The organism is Coleofasciculus sp. E2-BRE-01 (assembly GCF_040221695.1).
Classification (GTDB): domain Bacteria; phylum Cyanobacteriota; class Cyanobacteriia; order Cyanobacteriales; family Coleofasciculaceae; genus Coleofasciculus.
The window spans coordinates 1-24,403 of record NZ_JAVKEA010000142.1 but is presented as its reverse complement, the minus strand read 5'-3'; the positions used below and the strand labels follow the sequence as shown (position 1 = coordinate 24,403).

General features: G+C 45.7%; 12 protein-coding genes. 7 read left to right on the top strand and 5 right to left on the bottom strand.

Features of this window, described 5'->3' with window-relative positions; translation table 11 throughout:
* Nucleotides 1-183 (bottom strand): hypothetical protein (locus tag RIG66_RS17375; RefSeq protein ID WP_446380027.1); only part of this gene is annotated, 183 nt, incomplete at its 3' end.
* A gap of 121 nt (nt 184-304) precedes the next feature.
* Between RIG66_RS17375 and RIG66_RS17370 the strand changes: the two genes are divergently transcribed.
* The 4 genes from RIG66_RS17370 (at nt 305) to RIG66_RS17355 (ending at nt 12,036) form a co-directional block, all read left to right on the top strand.
* Complete coding sequence (locus RIG66_RS17370; RefSeq protein WP_446380026.1) at nt 305-1,462, top strand: glycosyltransferase; 1,158 nt, start codon at nt 305-307, stop codon at nt 1,460-1,462.
* Between the two features lie 157 nt (nt 1,463-1,619).
* A complete protein-coding gene (locus tag RIG66_RS17365) occupies nt 1,620-2,639 on the top strand; it encodes a pentapeptide repeat-containing protein (protein WP_446380025.1) in 1,020 nt (339 codons plus the stop codon).
* A 460-nt stretch (nt 2,640-3,099) separates the two neighbouring features.
* Nucleotides 3,100-3,798, top strand: a complete 699-nt coding sequence (locus RIG66_RS17360) for a PEP-CTERM sorting domain-containing protein (RefSeq protein WP_446380024.1) — start codon at nt 3,100-3,102, stop codon at nt 3,796-3,798.
* Between the two features lie 243 nt (nt 3,799-4,041).
* On the top strand, nt 4,042-12,036 hold the full coding sequence (locus RIG66_RS17355) for a malectin domain-containing carbohydrate-binding protein (RefSeq protein ID WP_446380023.1): 7,995 nt from the start codon (nt 4,042-4,044) through the stop codon (nt 12,034-12,036).
* A gap of 419 nt (nt 12,037-12,455) precedes the next feature.
* Here the strand turns inward: RIG66_RS17355 and RIG66_RS17350 are convergent, their stop codons facing one another.
* The 3 genes from RIG66_RS17350 to RIG66_RS17340 form a co-directional block, all read right to left on the bottom strand.
* The gene (locus tag RIG66_RS17350; RefSeq protein WP_446380022.1) at nt 12,456-14,186 is read right to left on the bottom strand and encodes an ABC1 kinase family protein; all 1,731 of its coding nucleotides are present in this window, start codon (nt 14,184-14,186) and stop codon (nt 12,456-12,458) included.
* A 321-nt stretch (nt 14,187-14,507) separates the two neighbouring features.
* Nucleotides 14,508-14,897 carry a PIN domain-containing protein gene (locus RIG66_RS17345; RefSeq protein ID WP_446380021.1) on the bottom strand — a complete coding sequence of 130 codons (390 nt, stop codon included), beginning with the start codon at nt 14,895-14,897 and terminating at the stop codon, nt 14,508-14,510.
* The gene (locus tag RIG66_RS17340; protein WP_446348983.1) at nt 14,884-15,129 is read right to left on the bottom strand and encodes an AbrB/MazE/SpoVT family DNA-binding domain-containing protein; all 246 of its coding nucleotides are present in this window, start codon (nt 15,127-15,129) and stop codon (nt 14,884-14,886) included. Before RIG66_RS17340 ends, RIG66_RS17345 begins: the two co-directional genes overlap by 14 nt.
* Nucleotides 15,130-15,552: 423 nt before the next feature.
* Between RIG66_RS17340 and RIG66_RS17335 the strand changes: the two genes are divergently transcribed.
* The 3 genes from RIG66_RS17335 (at nt 15,553) to RIG66_RS17325 (ending at nt 20,618) form a co-directional block, all read left to right on the top strand.
* Nucleotides 15,553-19,143: a HEAT repeat domain-containing protein gene (locus RIG66_RS17335; protein WP_446380020.1), complete on the top strand. Its 3,591-nt coding sequence runs from the start codon at nt 15,553-15,555 to the stop codon at nt 19,141-19,143.
* A gap of 67 nt (nt 19,144-19,210) precedes the next feature.
* Entirely contained in the window at nt 19,211-19,759 is a 549-nt protein-coding gene (locus tag RIG66_RS17330; RefSeq protein ID WP_446380019.1) for a Uma2 family endonuclease, read from the top strand.
* Nucleotides 19,760-20,027: 268 nt separating this feature from the next.
* A complete protein-coding gene (locus tag RIG66_RS17325) occupies nt 20,028-20,618 on the top strand; it encodes an SMI1/KNR4 family protein (protein ID WP_446380018.1) in 591 nt (196 codons plus the stop codon).
* 591 nt (nt 20,619-21,209) lie between these two features.
* Here the strand turns inward: RIG66_RS17325 and RIG66_RS17320 are convergent.
* Nucleotides 21,210-23,792 (bottom strand): M1 family aminopeptidase, encoded by a 2,583-nt coding sequence (locus RIG66_RS17320; RefSeq protein WP_446380017.1) that lies wholly within the window; start codon nt 23,790-23,792, stop codon nt 21,210-21,212.
* Nucleotides 23,793-24,403 lie beyond the last annotated feature (611 nt).

Below are 24,403 nucleotides of genomic sequence, written 5' to 3'. Positions count from 1 at the left end.
AAATCTTAATAGACTGCACTCTGCAACCTCCACTCCGTCGGTATTTCTGAGCTTTTCAACAAGCTGAGATAGAGGAGCTATTGTCTCTTTTTTATTTGCGTAAAATGTACGCAAATCTAATAATTTTGTCCAAAGTCCAATAAATACCCCTATTATTGCAAAACTGATTTTTCTAGTCAGCAATTAATGACGCTTTCTCACGGTTTATGCTCTCGAAAAAAAGACTGTATTTTTTGGGATAATAAGCTAATACAAGACTATAAAAATTGTTATTATTAAAAGAATAGTCTCTGCTTCCTAAACTATGAAAATCTTATTTTTAGACCAGAGTGGCAAATTAGGCGGAGCTGAACTCTCCCTAGGTGATTTGGCAAAACCTTATCGAAATCACTGTTTAGTGGGTTTATTTGCCGACGGAACATTCAGGGAGTTATTAGAACACCAGCAAATTCCTGTCCAAGTTCTCACGACTGAAGCAATCCGAGTAAAAAAAGACAGTGGTGTACTTCAAAGCTTAGGCAGTATGAGTTCTATGCTTCCACTAATACTTAAGGTTAGCCAAATAGCCCATGATTACCAACTCATTTACGCCAATACCCAAAAAGCCCTAGTCGTCGGTGCATTCGCCAGCCTGTTTAGCCGTCGTCCTTTGGTTTATCACCTCCATGATATCCTTTCTTCCGATCACTTCAGCCTGACCAACCGTCGTATTGCTGTCACCTTAGCCAATCGCTTTTCATCATTAGTTATTGCCAATTCCCAAGCCACTAAAGCCGCATTTATTGCCGCAGGAGGAAGCCCAGAATTGACTGAAGTCGTCTATAACGGCTTTGAACCGAACTCTTACAAAACTCAGGCGAATGATTCCCATAAAATCAGACAACAACTTGGATTAGATGGGAAATTTATTGTCGGTCACTTCAGCCGTTTGTCTCCCTGGAAAGGACAGCATATTTTACTGGAAGCCCTGGCTCAATGTCCCCCAGAGGTAAGCGCTATTTTAGTCGGTGATGCCCTGTTTGGTGAACAACAGTATGTCCAGCACTTACATCAACAGGTTGCCGAATTAGGACTCAAAGAACGAGTTCAGTTTTTAGGATTTCGTTCAGATATCGTCCCTTTGATGAAAGCTTGTGACTTAATCGCTCATACCTCAACCGCACCAGAACCCTTCGGGCGAGTGATTGTCGAAGCCATGCTCTGTGAACGCCCGATTGTTGCGGCGGCGGCTGGCGGTGTAATTGAACTCATTGAAGCTGAGAAAACGGGATGGTTGTTCTCCCCAAGTGATTCCCAGCAACTGGCTCAAATTATCACCACCTGTCGTAATCAGCCCCAACAAGCCGCAATCATGGCTCAGCAAGCCCAGAGTCAAGCCAGTCAACGGTTCAATCTCAACACCGTCAACCAGCAGATTGCTCAGCTACTCAACCGGGTTATCTTTACTCAATCTTTAAATTAAATGGCGTCTTTGTAAAGCTAAGATGAATTTTTTGCCATCGGCGCTTATACCTGAAACTGGTTTCTGGATATTTGGATTAAAATCGATTAAACTTTCTTAATAGTTCTTGAAAGATCTCCTATAGTTATAGGATTCTAGTATTTAGAGGAAACCACTTGTGAATAAAACGTTGCAAATCCTAGCCACCAATAGCTTTAGTGTTGGTGTATCACTAACCTTAACTTTGCTGACCACTAATTCCGCTGAAGCCTTTAACCCAAAGGATTTGGAACAACTCATAGAAACGAATGATTGCCGATTTTGTGACCTGAGAGATGCTGATCTCAGTGGTAGTGATCTCAGTGGCGCTATCCTCAGTGGTGCCGATTTAAGTGATGCAAATCTGGCTGAGGCGAATCTGAGTAATGCCAAATTGATTGATGCTCAACTGATTGGCACTAATCTGAGTGGTGCTAATTTGATTGGCGCTAATCTGACCAAGGCTTTGTTAAGTCATGCAAACCTATTGAATGCTGACTTAAGCGACGCTAACTTAATTTTGGCAAACCTAGAGGATGCTGATTTGACGGGGGCTAACTTGACGGGGACTAACTGGATTTCTGCCACCAATATTACTGAGAGCCAGCTTTCCTTTGCTAGCCAATTAGATAAGATTACTTTACCCGATGAGAGTCAACCCACGTTCTGCCAAGGAGAAGAAACCCTTAACGGATCAACGGGTTCTCTAAGTTCCCAAAACGGGTTTCCCTTTGTCCAAAACTATTCGACTTGCTCTTGGCTGATTCAAACACCTGAGCCGATGAACGCCGTTGCTCTAGAGATTCCCGATCTATTATTAAAGGATACGGTATTGGAATTTTTTGACGGCAATAACTCGACTAACTTACTTGCTTCTGTAACGGGAGAGGTTGATAGTGAAACCCTGATGTTTCCAGTCGAGTCTTTGTTGGTTCGTTACAGCGTCGATTTTTCGCCCAATACATCAGGTGTTGAACTCAGTTACGCTGGCATAGAGATTTCAAGTCCAGACCCCACAACATCTGTCCCGGAACCCAGTAGTGCGATCGGATTCGGATTGTTAGCATTGTCCGGCTGGATGGGACGGAAACGCTCACAGCAGATTGCAGGTATAGCGCCACGCGCTAGGGAACAGGCAATAGGCAACAGGCAACAGTAAGTTGTGACTGGGTTTCCGGCTTGAGGCTGACCTTAATGCTGCTAGAAATGTCCGTGATGACTATCTTGTTCTACCCAGCATGGGACGGGAGAGCAAGCGTCAGTCAAGGCGCCATACGTTATCCTTGGCTGCTCTTGTCCACTTCAGGGTAACTTTATAAACTTTTAATCATCCTTCTTAAAATTTTGATTTGTCAAGGATTCCCGTTTCTACAGCAAGTCCCGTTGAATCGAAAACGCAGTCCCTGTATAGGTTTCAGCCCATTTTGATGCCTGTTTTTGTCTAAGCCTCCTTAACCTAACTTTATTTTCAAGGGGTGTTTTTTAAAGCTTGTGTGAAGCTCAAGGAGCTATTCATTAAAGTTTTGATGAAGATTAAGCTATAGCTAGATTTTAAACTGGAGTCGCTGTTACCATGCAATGTAAGAAATCATATTGGCTTCACAATCTAAGGATTAATCATGGATCATAAGTTAAATTTTGCGATCGCGACGGCAGGTGCTGTATTGGGTTTGACTGCACTCCACGCCAATCCAGCTCAAGCGGCTGTCATCGACTTTGAAGAATTCGAGCATGGTGAGGTTGTCACTGGGGTGATGACTAAGCACGCTACTCTGGGTGTGTTTAGTCAGGGTAACGTCAACCAAAATTTTCCGAATGCCGGGGAACCTCGTGACTTGATGATATTCGACACGGACTGCGGCCCGGGAGTAAATTGCTCAGCTGATCCTGATTTGGACTTTGGCGGTCAGTTTGGCAAGGCTCTGATCATTAGTTTTGATAACAATTCAGCTATACCCAACGACTCCCAGATTGGTGGCGTAATCACTTTCGATTTTAAGACGCCTGTTGTCTTTAATGGCTTTAATCTGTTGGATGATGAAGAAGAGTCTACGATTGTATCTTTATTTAACGGAAATACTCTAGTCCAACAGATTGGGGGTATTGTCGGTCCGGGAGACAACTCGGCAATCTTTGTCGATGGTTTCACCACCGCCCCAGTTACCCGTGTTGAAATTGACCTGCCTGGCAGTGGTGCCATTGATAATGTTCAATTTGAGAAAGTTCCTGAACCCTTGACCATCCTAGGTTCAACGATGGCGCTAGGATTTGGTGCTTTGTTTAAAAAGCAACAATCTAAAAAACAAAAGAAAAACTAGCTTTGATCTGAAGTTCCCCCCAGCCTTAAACCGATTTTCTGTCTGTTGCCAGAATGAGTAGTCGGATAAAAGTAAACGGCACTGTGTTAAGCTTTGTAGAATTTCACAATCACTGAAAGTGTAATGATTGAGAATTTTTAGTAAACTTAACACAGTTATCTTTATTTATGTTCGACTATATTCCCGGTCTGGTGAGGTACTATGCCTTATGAGATATACTTTTTGTCAACAACAGGGTGTAACATGGAATTCACAACTACAACTGAACCATTTTTCCCTTTAGGTTTTGATACAGAAACCGACCCTGCTTATCTGGGGTTAACTGAAAACGACACGGCAGAAAACCCTGCGGCATCTACATCTAGTGATGAATTAGGGGCAGATCTCAAAGTCCTGTCTGCCAGTGAATGGACGGATGGCTTGGTGGTAAATACCCTGATACCTTCTGATTCCACCATTGAAGATACTGCTCCCGATTCATCCACAGATCTCTCGCCAGACAATTTTGCCTTAGTAGGTACTTTTGATGACTCTTTGACGGGGACAAGTTCATCGAAAAAGTCAGAACAGGGAAACGGTCTGTCGAACAAAGATAAAGAAAAGGAAAAGAAAGAAAAAGATCAGCTAAAAAGTTTGTTTTCGGCATCCAAACTCGCTGATATTACGGGCGATCCTAGGACAGTCCGTGTTAATGTTGGGGGGTCAGAAAACTATCTCGATAGTCAAGGTCAGCTTTGGGCGGCAGATAGTAACTTCACTAGGGGAAAAAGTGGGAAAACATTTAAAACATTACCCAAAGTTACCGGAACCAAGGATTCAGTCCTATTTCAGTCAGGGCGTCAGGCAAAGGAGTTTGAGTATTTATTTGCTCTGCCCAATGGCGACTATGAAGTAAGGTTAAGTTTTGTAGAAACGCCTTATGTCCTTGAAGCGGATCAACGGGAGTTTCAGGTAAAAGCCAATCAACAAGTTGCTCTTGATGAAGTTGATGTGATCCAGGAGGTCAAGGCGAAGAAAGAAAAGGCTGCTGATGCAATTGATGGCATTATTAAAGAGGCAAAGCAGAAAAAGAAACTAAGTCTTGGCAAAAACAAACTTCTGGAAATAGAAGATGCGGTTAAGGGATTAGAGAATGACAAAATCAAAGGCTTTCTCAAAAAAGGAAAATCCAAAAATAAACTAGAAATTGAAGAAGCAGAAGCCCTGCTTCAAGCCGTTAAAGATAAGCCAGAAACCAATACAGCCCTAACCCAAACATTTAAGGTAAAGGTCAAAGATGGGTTTCTTGACTTAAATTTCAAATCTCTCAAGACCGAAGCCGCTCGACTTTCCAGCATTGAAATTGTTCCTGATAAAGAGAAAGAGAATAAGAAAGATAAAACTAACAACTCGCTCTTGCCAGTCGTTCAAACTAATGACTTAACCTTGGCAGACGAGCCACTCTTGCCAGTCGTTCAAACCAACAATTTAACCTTGGCAACCGCTTCGGCTAACCAGCCAACAGCATCAGCCGCTCAAATGGCTACCCCAGGAATACGCATCAATGTTGGGGGAGGAGATTATACCGATAGTGCCGGAAATCTTTGGCAGGCGGACGATTATTTTACGGCTGGGAATACCTCTTTATTTAATGTTCCCATCGCTGGCACGGTGGAAGATACTCTCTACCAAACAGAACGCCACCACAACTCCTTCGGGTATGAGATTCCCGTCGATAATGGCACCTATACGGTAAACCTACACTTTGCCGAAAATTTCTTCAATTTAGCCGGACAACGGGTATTTGATGCCACCGTTGAGGGTCAGTTACTTAACGACAATTTAGACCTTGTATATGCGACCGGGAACAAGAATACAGCGTTAATCACCTCTGTTGCTGGTGTCAACGTTAGCGATGGTATCCTGAATATCGACTTGGCTGGTGTGGTTGACAAAGGGAAGATCTCCGCCATTGAAGTATTAGCCAATCCCAGTACGGATACGATCCTGCCAACGGCTAACCTGAATGCAGCTGATGTCACCCAAGAAGGGGGAACGGATTACCAATTTGAGGTTGTCTACTCCGATAACCAAACCGTTGACCTATCCACGTTAGACAGCAATGACCTACTCGTCACCGGACCCAATGCATTCAGTCAGTTAGCCACCCTGGATAACGTGAAGCTTGACAGTAATGGTACGCCCCTAAGCGCCACTTACAGCATCCTCGCTCCAGGAGGAACTTGGGATTCAGCCGATGATGGCAACTACACCATCACCCAGCAAGCTAGCCAGGTGATGGACACCAGTGGTAATGCGGTGTCGAGCGGTTCTCTGGGAACCTTTAACGTCAACGCCGTTCCCCCAGAACCAACAGATATCCGGATTAATTCGGGGGGAGGAGACTATACCGATAGTGAAGGTAACCTTTGGTTAGCCGATACCTACTTCACCAACGGGAATACCTCTGCAACGGGTGCTGCCATTGATGGCACGGTGGAAGATACCCTGTATCAAACGGAACGCTGGCGGAAAAACTTCGGGTACGAAATTCCCGTCATCAATGGTAATTATACGGTAAACCTACACTTTGCCGAAACGTTCTTTGATTTAACCGGAAAACGTGTGTTTGATGCCACCGTTGAGGGTCAATTACTCAATGACAATTTAGACATTATATCGGTAACTGGGGACAAGAATACAGCCTTAATCACATCCCTTGCTGGTGTCAACGTTAGCGATGGTATCCTTAATGTTGACTTTGCTGGTGTTGCTGACAAAGCCAAGATTTCAGCGATTGAGGTATTAGCGAATCCCAGTGCTGATGCGATACTCCCAACCGCTAGCCTGAATGCGGCGGATGTCACCCAAGAGGGGGGAACGGATTACCAATTCAGCGTCACCTACGCCGATAACGAAGCCGTTGACCTGTCCACGTTAGACAGCAATGACCTACTCGTCACTGGACCGAATGGATTCAGTCAGTTAGCCACCTTGGATAACGTGAAGCTTGACAGTAATGGCACACCAATGAACGCCACTTACAGCTTCGCTGCTCCGGGGGGAACCTGGGATTCAGGGGACAATGGCACCTACGCGATCGCTCAGCAAGCTAACCAGGTGATAGACACCAGCGGTAATGCAGTGTTAAGCGGTTCTCTGGGAACCTTTGATGTCAACGCCGCTCCCCCAGTACCCACAGATATCCGGATCAATGTGGGGGGAGGAGACTATACCGATACTCAAGGTAACCTTTGGTTAGCCGATACCTACTTCACCACCAGCAATACCGCATCAACCAGTGCTGCCATTGATGGCACGGTGGAAGATACCCTGTATAAAACAGATCGCTACCATAGCTCCTTCGGGTACGACATTCCTGTCGTTAACAGCACCTATACGGTGAACCTACACTTTGCCGAAATTTACTTTGATCAAGAAGGACAACGGGCGTTTGATGTAGCGGTTGAGGGTAATCCGTTCCTGAATAATTTAGACATCCTCTCGGTGACTGGGGTGAAGAATACCGCCTTAACCACCTCCCTGGCAAATGTTAATGTTACCGATGGTGTCCTCGACCTAGACTTGAACGCTCTGGTCAATAACGCCAAGCTCTCAGCCATTGAGATCTTAGCTACTCCCACCCCAGATACCATCGTACCAACTGCTAGCTTGAGTGCGGCTGATGTAACCTATCGGGGCGGAACCGAGTATCAATTCAGCGTCACTTATTTCGATAACCAAGTCATTGATTCCACCACACCGGACAATAACGATATTCTCGTCACCGGACCGAATGGGTTCAGTCAGTTAGCCACCTTAGAGACGATTCAGCCAGACAGTAATGGTTCTCCATTGAAAGCCATTTACAAATTTGCTGCCCCTGGTGGAAACTGGGATGGGACAGACGATGGCACCTACGCGATCGCACTGGAAGCCAACCAAGTCAGCGACGCCAGTGGTAATTTTGTCGCCAGTGGTACTCTGGGCAGCTTTGATGTTGCTGTCACGGGAACTGACCTTCCTCCCACCCTGATCAACTCCGGCGGACCCGACTACACCGCTGTTGATAGTCGGCTGTGGCAAGCCGATACCTACTTCGTTGGGGGTGGTACTAATGCCATTGCCGCGACAACGGATATCGGTAATACCTTTGACGATACGCTGTATCAAACCGAGCGCTGGCACAACAACACTCTGTCTTACGAAATTCCCGTCCCTGAAGCAGGTACTTATACAGTAAACCTAGATTTTGCCGAAATTTACTGGGCTGATGCAGGGCTGCGAGTGTTTGATGTCATGGCGGAGGGGAATTTAATCGCCGATGATCTAGACATTTACGCTCAGGTAGGGGGCAATGCAGCCCTGACCATTTCTGACAACGTGGGCGTGACCGATGGTGTTCTCAATATCGATTTAGTCGGTGTGGTTGAGAAGCCGAAAATCTCATCCATCGAAGTCGTCAAGGAAGAAAACACTCACGTTGGTCATCCCTTTCTCCATGTGGTGATCGATGCTCCCGAATATGCCATTGACTATAACGGAAATGGTAGCGAAGAGGTCACCTTATTAGGTAATGAATCCCACACCCATGAACCCGGTAAGGTGTTGACCAGCTGGACGTGGGAAGAGGGGGCAACGGTTTTAGGCACAGGGGAAGATATTCAGGCGAGTTTGGGCGTTGGTGCCCACACGGTCTCGTTGACCATTGAAGATAGCAATAATCCCCCCGATGATCTCACGGATTCAGTGGATCTGAATATATTTCCCATCAACGCTGTCGGTGGCGTATTAGTCTCATACGATCTAGATGCTGATATTGACAATCTCACCGCCCCTGAGTTTCAGGAAGTCCTACCCCTGACGCCCCAAGATCCGAATGATTTACTCGATGGCACCTTGCACCTGAAGGAAAGTGGTTCCTTTAACACCTTGGGCAGTTCTCCCTACTCCAACCAAGATGTAGCTGTTGTATTCAAGGGAGAATTTGCACCCACCACCGCTGGTGACTATGATTTCACCGTTAATGGTGGTACTGATAGCGATATTTATATCAATGGCAATCTGGTCACGGGTACAGAAACGCTAACCGCAGGCACAACCTATGACCTAGAAGTTCGGGTGGCTCGGGCAGCCGGGGAAGTCGATCCCATCGAAGTCCTAGCATCAGTTGATGGTGCCCCATCCGCACCCCTGCAAGGAACCAGTCTGACTCACGACCAAACGAGTCTACTTCCCTTCATCAATCCTCCCGCCGATACCGATGTCTCCACATTCGGGGGTCAAATCCTCACCCTTAAAGGTATTGCGTTTTGGGAAGGTGATGCCTCCGATCAAGTCACAGTTCACTGGAGCAACACTACAGCAGGCACCAATACAACGTTCACTGAACCTGATATTCAAGTGAATCAGGGGGAAATCACGTTTACCACACCCCCCGGAACCCTAAACGACATCGTTAACGTAAAGGTGGAAACGCCCAATGGGATGAGCAATGAAGTTACCTTTGTTTATGCTGAGGGAGTACCACCGATTAAATTCCTGCCTGAACAACAAACCGGTGCCACGCCATTCGGACCCACTCAGGCAACCTGGGGACCCGATGGCAGGCTCTACGTGGGAACAATTAGCGGCGCCATTGAAATCTACACCTTCGATGATAACTATCAGGTGACCAATACCCAGACTGTTTCCAGCATTGCTGGTCTCAGCAACAGCAATATTCTGGGAATCGCCTTTAATCCCTTTGATGATCCGGCTGAGTCTCCTAAACTCTACGTCGCCCACAGTGAACTCTTTGCCCATAATGGGGGTCAAGGACCCGTCACTGAATTTTCACCCTACAATGGTCAGGTTTCCGTCCTCGAAGGAACCAACTTCTCCACGGTAACGCCTTTAATTACAGGGCTACCCGTCTCGAACCACGACCATGGCATTAACGGATTGGCATTTGACAATCATGGAGACTTGCTCATCGCCGTTGGTGGGAATACGAATGCTGGAGTCGCCGACGATAACATTGGTGGTCTGCCGGAATCTCCGTTATCGGGGGCGATTCTGAAAGCCAAAATCACAGACCCGAATTTCAATGGCACGGTTGAGTACGAGTTAACTTCCGGAGAAACCGCACCCACGGGGTTTGATGCCAATGACCAGGTATACGGAGAAATCGTCAACGTGGTTTCTGGTGTTGATGTATCCGTGTTCGCCAGCGGACAGCGAAATCCCTTTGATATTGTTTGGACGACTCAAAATAAACTCTACGGCACCGATAATGGGGCAAACGCCAGCAGTGCCTTTGGTCCGGCTTCTACTGGAGCTAACACTGAAAAGTCCATCACCGGTCAACCCGATGAAATTAACCTGTTAGTTGAGGGGAACTACTACGGACACGCCAATCGCAATCAGGGTCGCTTTGATCCTCGGCAGTATGTTTGGTATGGTCCTAACGATACAGGGGACTTTACGCCGCCTTTAGGGACAGTCGCGTCTTCAACCAATGGGATTAGCGAATACCGAGCCACGACCTTCTTAGGAGAGATGCAGGGCAACCTATTGGCTCAGAAGTGGAATGGTACCGTTTACAACGCGGCTCTGGCTGCCGATGGCTCCTTTGAATCCTTAGAGACGATCATCAATGTGCCAACTGCCCTCGATGTTTTGCATGGTCCTGGGGGCGCCATTCTGGGCATCGATTTCACGGACGACCAAATCACGGTTTCCCTACCCGATGATTTGGCGGCTGTCTTCGATATGACCGCCTATGATATCTTCCCCTGGCGCTCTCCGGCTGTAGGGGGTGCGACGTTCACGATTGGTGGGGCAAACTTCGACCCTGACCTTGCCAATACCACGGTGACGATTGGGGGTCAGACAGCCATGCTCACCTCTGTCTCTGCCAATCGGATTCAGGGGATTATCCCTGAACAAACTGCCCCAACGGGTGGGCTACTTGATGTGGTGGTTACCAATGACGGCGAAACCTCCACCATACCCGATGCCTTTGTCTACTTGAGTAGCACCTTGGCATTCGGTGATACTGAGTTCACAGTTAATGAAGATGGCACCGCTGTGGCTCAGGTGAGCGTTACTCGTACTGGCTTGAGTTTTGGTGCTGTTAGTGCAACACTCAGCCAAACCGATGGCACAGCCACCAGTGGTGTGGACTACACCAATAATCCGATCCCCGTATCCTTTGCTGATGGGGAAACCGGAACCAAAGTGGTGTCGATTCCCATCCTCGAAGATACGGAAGTCGAAGGCGATGAGATAATCAACCTGGTACTTGATAGTCCTAGCTCATGGGCAAGGATTGGGGCGCAGGGTGAAGCCACACTGCGGATTTTGGACAATGAAGCCTTGCCAACGACCACGGCATCGGCTACATTTACCATCGATCCCCCAGCTGCAAGTATCAATGGCAGTACCTTTGGCTCCGGTTCCTTCCAAATCACCAACACCTCGACTTCGGGTGAGAAACTTGACCGGGTTGTGATTGATTTGAGTTCCAGTATTCTGCCGGATTTAGTCTTTGATCCGAATGGCACCGCTGGCGACGCAGCCGCTAAAGCCTTTACTATCGATAGCGACTCAGGAGTGGGATACCTTTCGCACACGTTGCTAAGTTCCCATGACGGTGGTTTTGATGCCTTGGAAATCCTATTCAATGACTTTGATCCGACAGAAACACTAACCTTCTCCATTGACGTTGACCCGACCAGCATTAAGGGGTTGCCACAACCCGGACCAAGCAATTCGGCTGACGTTTCTGGACTTGAGTTAACGGGTACCCAAGTGCGAGCCGACTTTGATGATGGCTCAACGTTGGTGGGAGATACCTATCGGATTCCCGGCAGTATCGATGGATCTCAGGTTACACTCCAATCGGACTTGCCCGGTCAACCCACGATTGCAGCTGTAGGACTGTCCTCAACGCGAGCCAAGGTGTCCAATGAAAATCAGACCATCCAGGTTACAGGTCCTGCGGGTGCTGAGGTTATGTTGCTGGTGACAGAGGCGGCATTGTTTACTGAGAATGGCGATGGCAATGCATTTGATGTAGACCCATTTGAGGCAAACAGTGTTATCGCCATTACTGAGCAGTCGGCTACCCTTGACGGGACTGGTACTGTGGACATTCCGGTCACCTTGACCAAATCTGATCCAGAAGGAGGACTCAACTACATTGTTGCTGTGGTGAAATATTTAGACGGCACCACCAGTCCGCTTTCTGACACAATCATCCTCGAACTTCTGTGATCATGGCTCAACTCTAAAGACAAGGCACAGGACAGAAGGTTCTAATGAAAAAGTAAGCCAAGGTATAAAGGGGGTTCCAAATGCGGGTATAACCCCCTTTTTGCCACAGTGATTAAAATCGCTGCTGCGCGGACTGGATTATATAGCGCTACGCGCTAGGGAATAGGCAATAGGGAATAGGCAATAGTGAAGACAAAAGCTTACCTTACAAGGGATTGACCCTTCGACTTACCTCGACTTCGCTCGGTACAAGTCGCTCAGGGTCAAAGCGATTTGAATTTTTCTTGATATGTCCTAACCTTAGTGCGTAGTGGGATAAAGGAGTTCAATTCTTCCCCACACCCGACACCCGACACCCGACACCCGACACCCGACACCCGACACCCGACACCCTACCTACTATTCAATCTACCTACTATTCAATTATTTTCCCTAATCATCGCTGTCAGGGGTAAAATTGCCGCAATTTGCTCCGTTGACAGAGTACCCAAAGAATTTAACGCCACATTAAATAATCGTCCTGGTTTCAAGTCATCTTTGACCAAATTCCAGAGGCGTTGCACTTCTTCGGTGTGCAATCGGTCATCTTCCGTCAACGCTAACAATACCTGACGCCGCAAAAACTTCCCTTCTTCAGATAACAGATATTGCAATCCTAGTTGCGCTGTGGGGAGCAAATCAAAGTTATCATCAGATCGCGCGATCGCAATCATATTCTCTAAGCGTTGCCATTGGAACCTACCATCCTTGAACAACACCTCAATCAACCGCCGCCGCATAGCGGGCGATTCACCTTTGAGTAGACGTTTGGCGACGTAAGGATAAGACACCTCAACAATTTTGAAATCTGGATTCAGGGTTAACGCTAACCCTTCCTGAGTCACCAAAGACCGAATAATCAGGGCAAACTTGGCGGGAACTCGGAACGGATACTCAAACATTAACTCGGAAAAACTATCCGTAATCGTTTTAAAATTAAAGTCCCGTACACTTTGACCTACGGCTTCTCCCAACACTCGTTCTAAGGCAGGAATAATTGGTGTGATGTCTGTATCTGGGGTTAAAAAGCCGAGGATGACAAACTTTTTCGCTAACTCAACATAGTCCTTATTAATTAAATCAATAACCGCACTGACAATCGTTTCTTTCGTTTCTTCCTCCAACTGATCCATCATGCCAAAGTCAATGTAAGCCATGCGACCATCGGGCATAGCAAACAGGTTACCGGGATGGGGATCAGCGTGGAAAAAGCCGTGTTCTAAGAGTTGACGCAAACCTGCTATGACCCCTGTTTGAATCACTTGGTCAGCATCAAGTCCCGCTGTGCAAAGACTTTTAGTATCGGTTAACTTACACCCATTAATCCACTCTAAGGTTAAGACCCGGTGGTTACTGTACCTCCAATAAATGGTTGGTACTTTAACACTGGGATCATCACGGAAGTTACTAGCAAAGAGTTCCGCATGACGACCTTCGTTGACATAATCGATTTCTTCAAACAACTTAATGCCAAATTCATCGACAATTAATGTCAGATCATGACCCAGATTCAGGGGAAGCCATCGGGATAACCAGCCGGCTGACTTCCGCATTAAATAGAGATCCAGAGTTAGGTATTTGAGTAGGTTAGGGCGCTGTACCTTAACCGCCACCTCTTCCCCGGTATAGAGATAAGCATGATAGACTTGACCGAGACTTGCCGCCGCGATTGGATCAGGGGAAATTTGGCGATAGACTTCACTCACCGGACGCTCTAACTCTGACTCAATAATGGCGAAGGCGGTTTTATTGTCAAAGGGTGGGAGTTGGTCTTGTAGCTTAATCAATTCTTCTAAAAAATCTTTGCGAACTAAGTCCGGGCGCGTGGATAAAGCTTGTCCCACTTTAATAAACGTCGGACCAAGGCGAGTCAGGATCTGTCGCAGTTGAGTAGCGCGTTTAAACCGATTCCTCTCAACTTGGTTCCGCCACTCGTCCCACTTGAGACCTAGAATAAACTGTACGAAGTTCCAGATAATCCTTAACGCCCGCCAGAGAACCACCCAAGGGCGATAGCGGTATTTAGCTGCGATCACGTCGGGATCATAGCGCCGTCGGGGTTTAATCTGCTCGGCTTCAAGATAATCAACTTCAATGTAATGCTGACTCACAGCGATTTATAGCCTCTCACGTAACAAACTAGAAAAGTTTATTTATTTTTTTATCGTTTTGTTAAGTATATTCTAAGTGATCCTACTTAGTCCAGACCACAACAGTGCTGAGAGGGAGTGGGGAGAGTCGAGAGGCTGACGGGAAGCAGGTAGGCTGAAACCATTACCATATAAAGCTTTCAGTAGCTATTTGGGTGTTCCTAGCCGATGTTGGATTGGTTGGTATCGCCTTTCTGGGAGAATAGAAGAGTGATCGCGTTGAGAGGCGATTGCGATCGTTTTTTATTGAGCGACGCTTTAGTCGTTGATTGGGTTTGAACACTATTCCAGACAACGAAACCCTTTTTCGTTCTTCAGCTTGCGATCGAAACTAACTGTTTGAGTACAACCCGCTTGATGGACAATCGCTCCGATTAAATAATCCGAAAAGTCAGCGCTACCTTGTTGATATCGCTTTAAGGCTTGATAAACAGTAGAACGGTTTTCAAATTCAAAAGCCGAACTATGTAACATTGCTTCTAGGGTATTGATGATTTCATCTTTATGGAACCCGTAGTTGCCTCCTTTGAGAACCCAAACCAACTCGCAAAGGACAATATTGGCAATCAAGCATGGCTGGTTTTGTTGAATCAGTGCGATAGCTTGTTGCCACTGCTGTTCGTCATCTTGGGTAAGGTAGCGAACCAGAATGTTTGTATCAAGTCCAATCATTTGCTCCCTCAGAGATGGCAACTTCCATTTCTTCTAGGGTAGATTTCCTGATGCCCGGTCGGTGTAAAAACCCTGATAATTTTTCTACAGAAACATTAAGAGGAATCAGTTTAACGTGACCGTCTTCATCAATAACAAAATCAATTTTACTGCCACTACTCAGTTTAAGGTAGTCCTGAATTTCTTGAGGAATCGTAATTTGTCCGGTATCGGTGACTGTTGTACTGAACATGACTAGGAGTTTTGAGTCATTTAAGCCCTTTAATTATAATCCATTTAGATACCCTCAGTTGCCTTCGGTACGCCTTTCAGTCAGGGGATTTTCAGTGTTCAAAAAACCAACGCGATCGCACCCCACCCCAAACGCGACAACAACCCCTCTTTTGACCTGGAGCGTTTCCCGATAAAATTATCGAATTCACCCCTAACTCCCGAACGGGGAAAATAATTGCCATTTCAGTGTTGACAAAGGCAGTGGTTTTGTGGGAGGATTACTTCATAATGGGAAAATGTGCCTGCCTATAGGGTCTATTTTCATCCTGATTCAACACCACTATAGGGGGAGGGTGAAATCAAGATTAGAGTCGTTAAGATTATCATTGACCCACTGGCGACTAGAGTAGAAAAATAGAGATGAGTCGTTGGATAGTGTCGGATGGATGCGCTCGTTGTTTGGGGGGTTGCCAATGCGGTTGGATTCGTCTTTGGGGATGTCCTCAAGGAGTTGGCGAAGGGAACCTTAGAGGATTATACAAAAGATTTCTTCAAAGATCGCATTAAAGCCTTACCGGAACGCTTCAACAAAGAACCGCTGGTGAAAGCCATGGGTAAAGCCCTAAAGGAATTCTTGCAATTGGTACAAGAGGAGTTGGAAACCTGGGGGTTGAGTCAGGAGGAATTGAAACCCTATCAGGGGGCGTTAAAGAGATTTATTCACGATAAGGCGGTTAAGCAAGAGTTAAGTCAAGCCTTTGCCGAGGGGTGTCGTTCTCTGGATGGGTATACCTTAGCCCAAACCTGGGAAATCCTGCAATTAAAGGCGTTACCAGCAGAATTTGATTGGCAAGCGATTACTCAGCAGTATCTCCGGCGAGTGAAAGCAATCTGTCGAGAGTCTGATGAATTAAGAATGATTCTCGATTCCCAGAACCTAGAGGCGATTCGAGATAATACTGACGCGATCGCAGGGATTATCCCAGATTTTGACCTACGCCAGTATCGGGAAAGCTTAAAAGAGTTCTATGGCTATCTCAAATTAGAAACCTTAGATCCCGGTAGCTACAAGTACCCGATGCGCTTATGGCAGGTATTTGTCCCTCAAATGGTGCGGGAAGCCATGCCGCTTTATGATATTCCTAGAGATTATCTCAAACGGTTACAAGATGCGAATCAGTTAGATGAACAGATTTCCCCGGAAGAGTTGGAACAGTATCGGGAAACCTACTACCGACAGCCGATTCGTTCGGTATTAGACATACTCCATCAACCCAATTACCCCTACGTTGTTATTTTAGGTGATCCAGGTTCCGGGAAATCCACATTAGCCCAATATGTGGCGCTAGATTGGGCAGAGAAACCGACAAAAACAATTCCCCTGCTGATAGAATTACGGAATTATGCCCGCGATCGCACGTTACCGAAAACCTTCTTGGAGTTTATCCATCAGGGGGCGGCGGCGATTTGTCATCTGAATCAACATCGCTTAGATGAGGTATTAGAAGCGGGGGATGCATTTGTCTTATTTGATGGTTTAGATGAGATATTTGACCCCGTTGCTAGAGATACGCTAATTACCGAGATTATCCGCTTTACGAATCAATATCCCCAAGTTCGAGTCATGGTAACCTCTCGGATTATTGGCTATAAAGCCCAACGGTTACGAGATGCCCAGTTTCGTCATTTTACCTTACAGGACTTTGAAGCCGAGCAAATTCAGGCATTTGTACAGAAATGGCATGATTTAGCCTTTGGCAATCAACCGGATAAACCCCGACTGCAAAACCGTTTACAACGGGCAATTAATGAGTCACCCGCGATTCGGGAATTAGCCGGAAATCCCTTATTGTTAACCATGATGGCAATCTTAAATCGCAACCGAGAATTGCCACGGGAACGGGCAGAACTTTATGATGAAGCATCGCGGGTTCTCCTCCATGAATGGGATATTGAGAAAGGATTACCCCCCGATGAAAAACTGTCCCCCGACACGATTACTCGCAAAGAAAAACAGGCGATGTTGCGGCGAGTCGCGTATCAGATGCAAGCCGCACCTCAAGGGTTAGCCGGGAATTTAATTAATGTGGATGAGTTGGAACGGATTTTGGCGGGATATTTAGAGACACTACAAGACGTAGAAAAACCGCGAACGGTGTCTCGGTTAATTATTAAGCAGTTACGGGAACGAAATTTTATTTTATGTTTTTCTGGTGCTGATTGTTATTCCTTTGTTCATCGCACGTTCCTGGAATTTTTCTGTGCGTGGGAGTTTGTCTGGCAATTTAAAGAGAAACAATCGCTTTCCATAGAGGAACTTAAGACGGAGGTATTTGGCAAGCATTGGCAGGAGGAGAGTTGGCATGAGGTACTGCGGTTAATTGCGGCGATGATTGATGAGCAGTTTGTTGGGGGAATTATCGATTATTTAATCAAGCAGAATGGTAAAACTGCTAAGTTTAAGAATTTATTTTTAGCGGCTAAATGTCTTACTGAAGTTAGAATTCGTTCCCAGATTAGCCAAACGGCGACTCAACTCCTTGATCAACTGAAAACCTTATGCAAATGGGTAGATTATAAGCAGATTAAAAATCAAAAACAATTCAGCTTAATCACAGAAATTCAGACTCAAGCAGTAACAACAATTGCCTCAACTTGGAAAGAGGACAGCAAAACTTTACCTTGGCTTATATCTCGTCTTGCTCAAAACAACGTTCTTTCAGTGCGCCAAGCAATTTTGCAGGAGATAGTTCAGGGATACAAAGAGCATCCTGATATATTAAAACTTTTAAGTTCTTGCGCTCATTCCCATAATAATTCAAATGTGCGAATAGCTATTCTACAGGAGATAATTAAGGGCTGGAAAAATCATCCTGACACTTTGCCTTTACTTAAGATTCGCGCCTATTTGGACAACTCTTCCAGGGTAAGAGAGATGCTCTTAAAAGAGTTAATTCATAATTGGCACTATGATACTCAAATCATAAGTCTCAAAATCCGTGCTCAGTATGATGAAAATCCGCCAATACGAATAGCTGAACTACAAACGTTAGTTCGTACCTGTAAGGATGAGCCAGACACATTAGATTTTCTCAAAAAATGCGTCCAGTCCGATAGGGATGTAACTGTGCGAAAATTCGCATTACAGGAATTAGCTCGTGGTTGGACAGACAAGCCTAATACTTTAGATTTTCTCAAAAAATTCGTTCAGTCTGACAGGGATGTTAATGTACGAAAATTCGCCTTGCAGGAATTAGTCCGTGGCTGGAGAAATGATCCTAATACATTAGGTTTTATAAAGTTTTTTATCTTGTCCAAGAGCGATGCATCAGTACGACAATGTGCTTTACAGGAATTAGTCCGTGGCTGGAAGAACGAGCCTGATACCTTAGCTTTTCTCAAATCATGTACCCAGTTCAATAGCGATAGATCAGTGCAAAAATTCGCTCTACAGGAATTAGCCCATGGCTGGAAGGATGACCCTGATACCTTAGCTTTTATAAAATCCCATGTCCAGTCTAATAGCATTAAAACCGTGCCAGAATTAGCCATACAGGAATTAGCCCGTGGCTGGAAAGATGATCCTGATACCCTAGCTTTGCTCAAAAGATGCGCTCAGTCTAGCAGGGCAGCCGTGCGGCAGTCAGCCTTAAAAGAGTTAGCTCGTGGCTGGACGGATGACCCTGATATTTTAACATTTATTAAAAAATGCGCCCTGTTCGATAGAAACCCAACTGTGCGACAAGTGGCAATACAAGCATTAGCATTGGCTTGGAAAAATAACTCATCTATATTCAACTTTTTGTGTTATTTTGTGGTCGAACATGATTTGAATTTTTATGGCAACTTCCATAACAATAATCCTCGAAAAACCGGAATTGAGATTGTTTTAAAACAATATCCTCACTATCCTCAAACTCTCAAACTATTGCAAAACCTGATAGCATACGATCCCGATCCAAACGTGCAACGCTTTGCCCGCGAACAATTGGACAAATTACGCCAAAAACAAACAAACGCGCACCCACCCTAAAAGCCCAAATAACCCCTCTGCGAACCTCTGCGTTACCCTATAAACATTACCGAATTCACCCCTAACCATGATCACCTCAACAATTCCCACCATTTACCCCCAACCCATCTCCCTAGAAGACTGGATGCAAAATCCCCCCATTGGTACAGAATGGATCAATGGAGAATTAATCGAGACCAATGGCATGACACTCAAACATAGTGAAATTCAGGGGAACTTGTACTTTTACTGGAGAAGTTATAAAGACTCTAGTGGACAAGGAGGAAAAGTATATACAGATGTTCCTTGTCGCACCAATAAACAAGGGCGTTGTCCCGATGTCGCCTATCTTCCCCCAGAACTCGTTACCCAATATGGTGATGCAAAAGTCCTCCCCCGCAGTTTTCCCCTGAGTGCAGAAATCGTTTCCCCCACTGATTTAGCTGAAGATGTGATTCTCAAAGCCCAAGAATATTTACAATCAGGAGGTGAGGAAGTTTGGTTAGTCTTTCCAGAAAGCCGTTGGATTATTATCGCCACTCACAACCAGAGATTGGTATTTACTTCTGGGGAAGTGGTGAGTACACAAACTGTTTTATCCGGTTTCAGTATAGCCGTTGATGAACTATTAGCCTAAAATCACTAAAATAATTTCTATTTCAGTATTGACAAATGCCATGGTTTTGTGGGAAACTTACTTCATAATGGGAAAATCTGCCCACCTATAGGGTCGATTTCATCCCGATTCAACACAACTATTCGGTGAAATCACGGGTGTAAGCTTATCCCATCAGTAAGAGTGCAAATTGCCCTAAGCTTGAACAACATCTCTCAATCAGTTAAAGCATCATAACCCGTCACAAATGCGGATGTGATCACGCCAAGGTTAACAATTTCTAGATCCTATGTATGAGTGGCTGGAAGATTCGGTAAGGGAATCGCGCTATGTTTTTGACAGCTTTTCGCTTGACTGGAGCTTCCAGTTCAATGAGCCTGCAAGTGAAAGTGAAATTGAAGAATATGAGTTGCAAACAGGACTCTCACTTCCTCATAGCTATAAACTTTTTTTGTTGAAACATAATGGAGCACATCTTTTCTGCTCCGAAGCTGCAAATCTTATTTTTTCAGGTTCTTCCTCCTTGTGGGCAAATTCTGGAATTCTTATTTTTGAAATGTCTGCTACTAGAGAGTACAAAAAACAAATACATAGAATATATGATGTTTCGGAACAGTTATTACTTCTACCAATAGCCTACTTAGGGCGTATAGGAACAGGAGATTTCTGTAGTCTAGACTTTGGGAGTTTTAATGGAATTGAAAATCCTGTTCTGGATTGTAACCACGAATACTCTCCTGAAGAATGGAAAGATTCAGTAATTGCCAATTCTTTTGAAGAATGGATTAGAAAAATATTTGAGCGAATTATAAGACACAAAAGTCTCCCAGAATACTGGTTTAAAGATACTATTTATGATAATTCGCTCGATTCAGTCTGATGCAGAAAAATACAAGCCGTTTGATCCAGTTTCAGTATAACCGTTGATGAACTATTAGCCTAGAATGGCTCAAATAATTTCTATTTCAGTATTGACAAATGCCATGGTTTTGTGGGAGGCTTACTTCATAATGGGAAAATGTGCCCGCCTATAGGGTCGATTTTCATCCCGATTCAACACAACTATTCGGTGAAATCACGGGTGTAAGCTTATCCCATCAGTAATGGTGTGAATTGCTCGAACCAAGAAATCCGTTAAAGCGTCAGAATATGCCAGAAATATGGATGCGATACGTTCTCTTCGGAACAGGTTCCGCCAACGCGCCAAGGTCAACAATTCCTAGTTCTGGATTTTCAGTGTTCAAAAAACAAACGCGATCGCACCCCACCCCAAACGCTAAAATAACCCCTCTGCGACCCTCTGCGCTACCCTCTGCGAACCTCTGCGTTTCCCGATAAAATTATCGAATTCACCCCTAACTTCCAAACAATGATCACCTACTCAAGAGGATTTTCAGCGTTCCATTATCCCGATGCAGCGACAAAATTAAGGGCGCACGTCTATGCGCCCCTACAGTTGACCAATGACAAATTAAGACGACTTCGCCTCTAGGCTTTCTAGGCGGCTTTTGAGTTCCTGATTCTCTTGCTTAATCTGATCCAATTCTTCGCGAAGCTGTTTAATCGCTTTGTCTGAACCCACTCGCTTCTGCACCGTTTGAATCGCTTCTTCCGCCCGACGACGCACACGCCCATCCGGTGTTTGATCACAAAGCGATCGCAAAACCCCAATCGCTTTGACAGTCTCCATTTGGGCTAAGGCGGAAACTACCGCCACTTGAGTCAGGAAGAACGATTCCCCGGATAACTCCTCTAACGCTTCTAATATTTCCTCTAGCTTATTCGGGGTTTGACCTGTGGAAATAGTGCCTAATGCGCGAATGGACGCCAGTCGCAAGGGTTGAGGAACACCCAGCTTAGTGTACTCCATAATTACATCTAGCGCTTGGGGTGAAGACTTCATCTGACTCAATCCCGCGATCGCACCCGAACGCACCACTTCATTCCAACCCGCACGTTCATTCAGGATCGTTGTCAACAGGTGCAGCACTTCATCTGCTTTATCTTTCATACTCCCAGACGCCAGTTTACCCAGTACCTTCGCCGCCGATGCTTCCACGTAATAGCTAGCATCTCCCCCTTCTAACAGATGCTTTAAAGCTGCATAACTTTCAACCGTTTTCACCTTACTCAAGGCTTCAACCACCGATCGCCGCACCCGCGCATCTTTATCCTGCAAGCCAGCGACTAACGCAACAGAGGCTTGATCCAGTTTGACTTTTGCTAATTGTTTGGCGACTTCGACACGCACACCCCAGAAGGGATCATCCGTCAGGGCTTCTGCTAACGCTTGAACCACTTCTAACCCTCCCTTCTTCACTAACGCTTGGGCGGCGTAAATCCGGGAAACGGGGTCAGGGTCATATTTCAGTTGGGCTTTGAGTTCAGCTAACGGATACTCCAGCGTCACCGTTTTTAAGTAATTGTTCCCCGCATCAAAACTAATAAACTGGGGCTTTTTCTCCAAGGGAAAATAGAAACTCTGTTCCCGTTCATGGATGCGAACCTTAAACGTTTTCAGAGGGGAATCAGCATCAGTGTAGCCAAAGGCGATGGGAATTTTCAGGTCAAATCGCTCATTCTTGCTACCATTTTGACTTTCTTTCACTTGAGTTTGGACAACCGTAACTTTCGCCAACTGGCTATCCCCATCCCAGGTGTAGCTAACTTTATAATCGGGATGACCGCCTCGGAAGACATATTGATCGAACAGAAATAGAAGATTTCGACCCGTAGCTTTCTCAATTGCCCGTAATAGATCAACAGTTTCTACAGTATTATGAGCATTATCTTGGACAAAGGTTTGAATCGTCTTCCAGAATAACTCATCCCCCAATTCTGCCCGGATTATATGATAAACACAAGCCCCTTTTTCATAAAGGTGGCGGTCATACAATTCAATCGCTTCTCGGTAAATATGGGTAACAATCGGGCGACGATAGCGGGAGGTGTCTTCCTGGATGTAGCTGCGGGCTTCATTAAGTAGATAATACGCCGCATCATCTTTCCCATACTCTTTTTCAGTCCACAAGACTTCCGTATAGGACGCCATTCCTTCCTTAATCCAAGCATGAGACCAATGCTTGATCACCACCAAATCACCAAACCATTGATGTGCCAATTCGTGGGCGACTAAACTTTCAGTACGCATCCCATCAAGCGCCGCCCGTTCATCGAGTAAACAGCGATCGGTGAGTAGGGTGGTGGAGGTGTTTTCCATCCCCCCAAAGATAAAGTCATCAACACAAACTTGGGCGTATTTAGGATAAGGATAGGGATAGCCAAAGACATGACTATAGAATTCCATCATCTGGGGCGTTTTCCCCATACTGCGCCGCGCATCTTCTTCCCGCCCTTTTTCGACATAATAGGTAACAGGTTTTCCTTGCCATTCATCCCGAATTTCGGCAAAGTCACCCACTGCTAAGGTCATTAAATAGGTAGGATGAACGTGGTTTTGTAACCAGTGATAAGTTGTGCGATCGCCCTCTTCTTGAGTACCGATCAGTTCCCCGTTGGATATCGCCATCAAGGGTTTCGCAACCGTGACACGCAGTTCCGAACTCGCCAATTGACCCGGATAATCGAAACAGGGGAACCAGAAGCGGGAGTCTTCATCTTCTCCCTGTGTCCACACCTGGGTGGGTTTGTTGGGGTAATCTTGGCTGGGAGTAATAAAATAGATACCCCGTTGTGGCTTCTCCACCTGGTACGCGATCGCGATTTTTACCTCTTTCCCCGCTTCAGTCGGGTTACGAAGCTGGATCTGTAGTTGTTCCCCGTCACAGTCAAAGGGTTGGGATTCCCCATTAATCTGCACCGATTCAATCGTCAGGTTCACCGCATCCAGGACAAACTGACGGATATCATCACGCACAGGCGTTAGGGTAATAGTGCAAGTCCCCTCTAAGCGCTGTTTGGGGATATCCAAGACCAAATCCAGGAAAATATGATTCACTTGTCCCGGGCGATCGGGGTTGTAGTGGGGTCTAGCACCGGGTAATTCAAAGGACTTGTGACCGTTTTGATCCGAATCAAAATAAGACTGTGCCATGAATGTGTCAAACGTTAACAGAACAACTACAAGTATCTCCTCCTTCCAGGTTAGCTTGTCTCCCCGACTCCCAGTCAATGGGAAACCAGCGTTTTAACTTAGAACTCTCTTAACCTTAAACAATCACGGCTCAAAAAATTATTGTATGTAGGGTGGGTTAGGCGGGTTTCTCATCAGGATAATAACCATTGAATGAATTCTCCGCCGTAACCCACCAATATTAATGCTGAAGCGGATATCGTTTAACCTACCTTGTTGGTTTATTAAATAAATATATGAAGAGTCAAAAATACCTAGTTCCCTAACATGATTACCTTACTGTAACACTGACTTATTTTGCACAAACCATTGCTTGAGTTCCTCTAACGTTAAATTGGGCGCACGTCGGTCATGGGTGTCAACTTAAGCCACATTACCCACGATAGGATACTGGGTGTGGGGTATGGGGTGTGGGGTGTGGGGGAAAGCGAGCAATTTTGGGGAGCTATGTATTAAACGGAACCTGTTTGAAAAAAACATTGTGGATGAATAGGTGAGGTGAATGGTGGTAGGTGTGAGGTTTTTTCGCCTCCAACAGACAATTCCATCCTGACACCCGACACCCGACACCC

What these genes read in the sequence shown, in the direction of transcription:
- RIG66_RS17345 (WP_446380021.1), bottom strand. Translation starts at nt 14,897, where the DNA reads ATGATTGGACTTGATACAAACATTCTGGTTCGCTACCTTACCCAAGAT.
- RIG66_RS17330 (WP_446380019.1), top strand. Translation starts at nt 19,211, where the DNA reads ATGATCACCTCAACAATTCCCACCATTTACCCCCAACCCATCTCCCTA.
- RIG66_RS17325 (WP_446380018.1), top strand. Translation starts at nt 20,028, where the DNA reads ATGTATGAGTGGCTGGAAGATTCGGTAAGGGAATCGCGCTATGTTTTT.
- RIG66_RS17335 (WP_446380020.1), top strand. Translation starts at nt 15,553, where the DNA reads ATGGATGCGCTCGTTGTTTGGGGGGTTGCCAATGCGGTTGGATTCGTC.
- RIG66_RS17370 (WP_446380026.1), top strand. Translation starts at nt 305, where the DNA reads ATGAAAATCTTATTTTTAGACCAGAGTGGCAAATTAGGCGGAGCTGAA.
- RIG66_RS17355 (WP_446380023.1), top strand. Translation starts at nt 4,042, where the DNA reads ATGGAATTCACAACTACAACTGAACCATTTTTCCCTTTAGGTTTTGAT.
- RIG66_RS17340 (WP_446348983.1), bottom strand. Translation starts at nt 15,129, where the DNA reads ATGTTCAGTACAACAGTCACCGATACCGGACAAATTACGATTCCTCAA.
- RIG66_RS17360 (WP_446380024.1), top strand. Translation starts at nt 3,100, where the DNA reads ATGGATCATAAGTTAAATTTTGCGATCGCGACGGCAGGTGCTGTATTG.
- RIG66_RS17320 (WP_446380017.1), bottom strand. Translation starts at nt 23,792, where the DNA reads ATGGCACAGTCTTATTTTGATTCGGATCAAAACGGTCACAAGTCCTTT.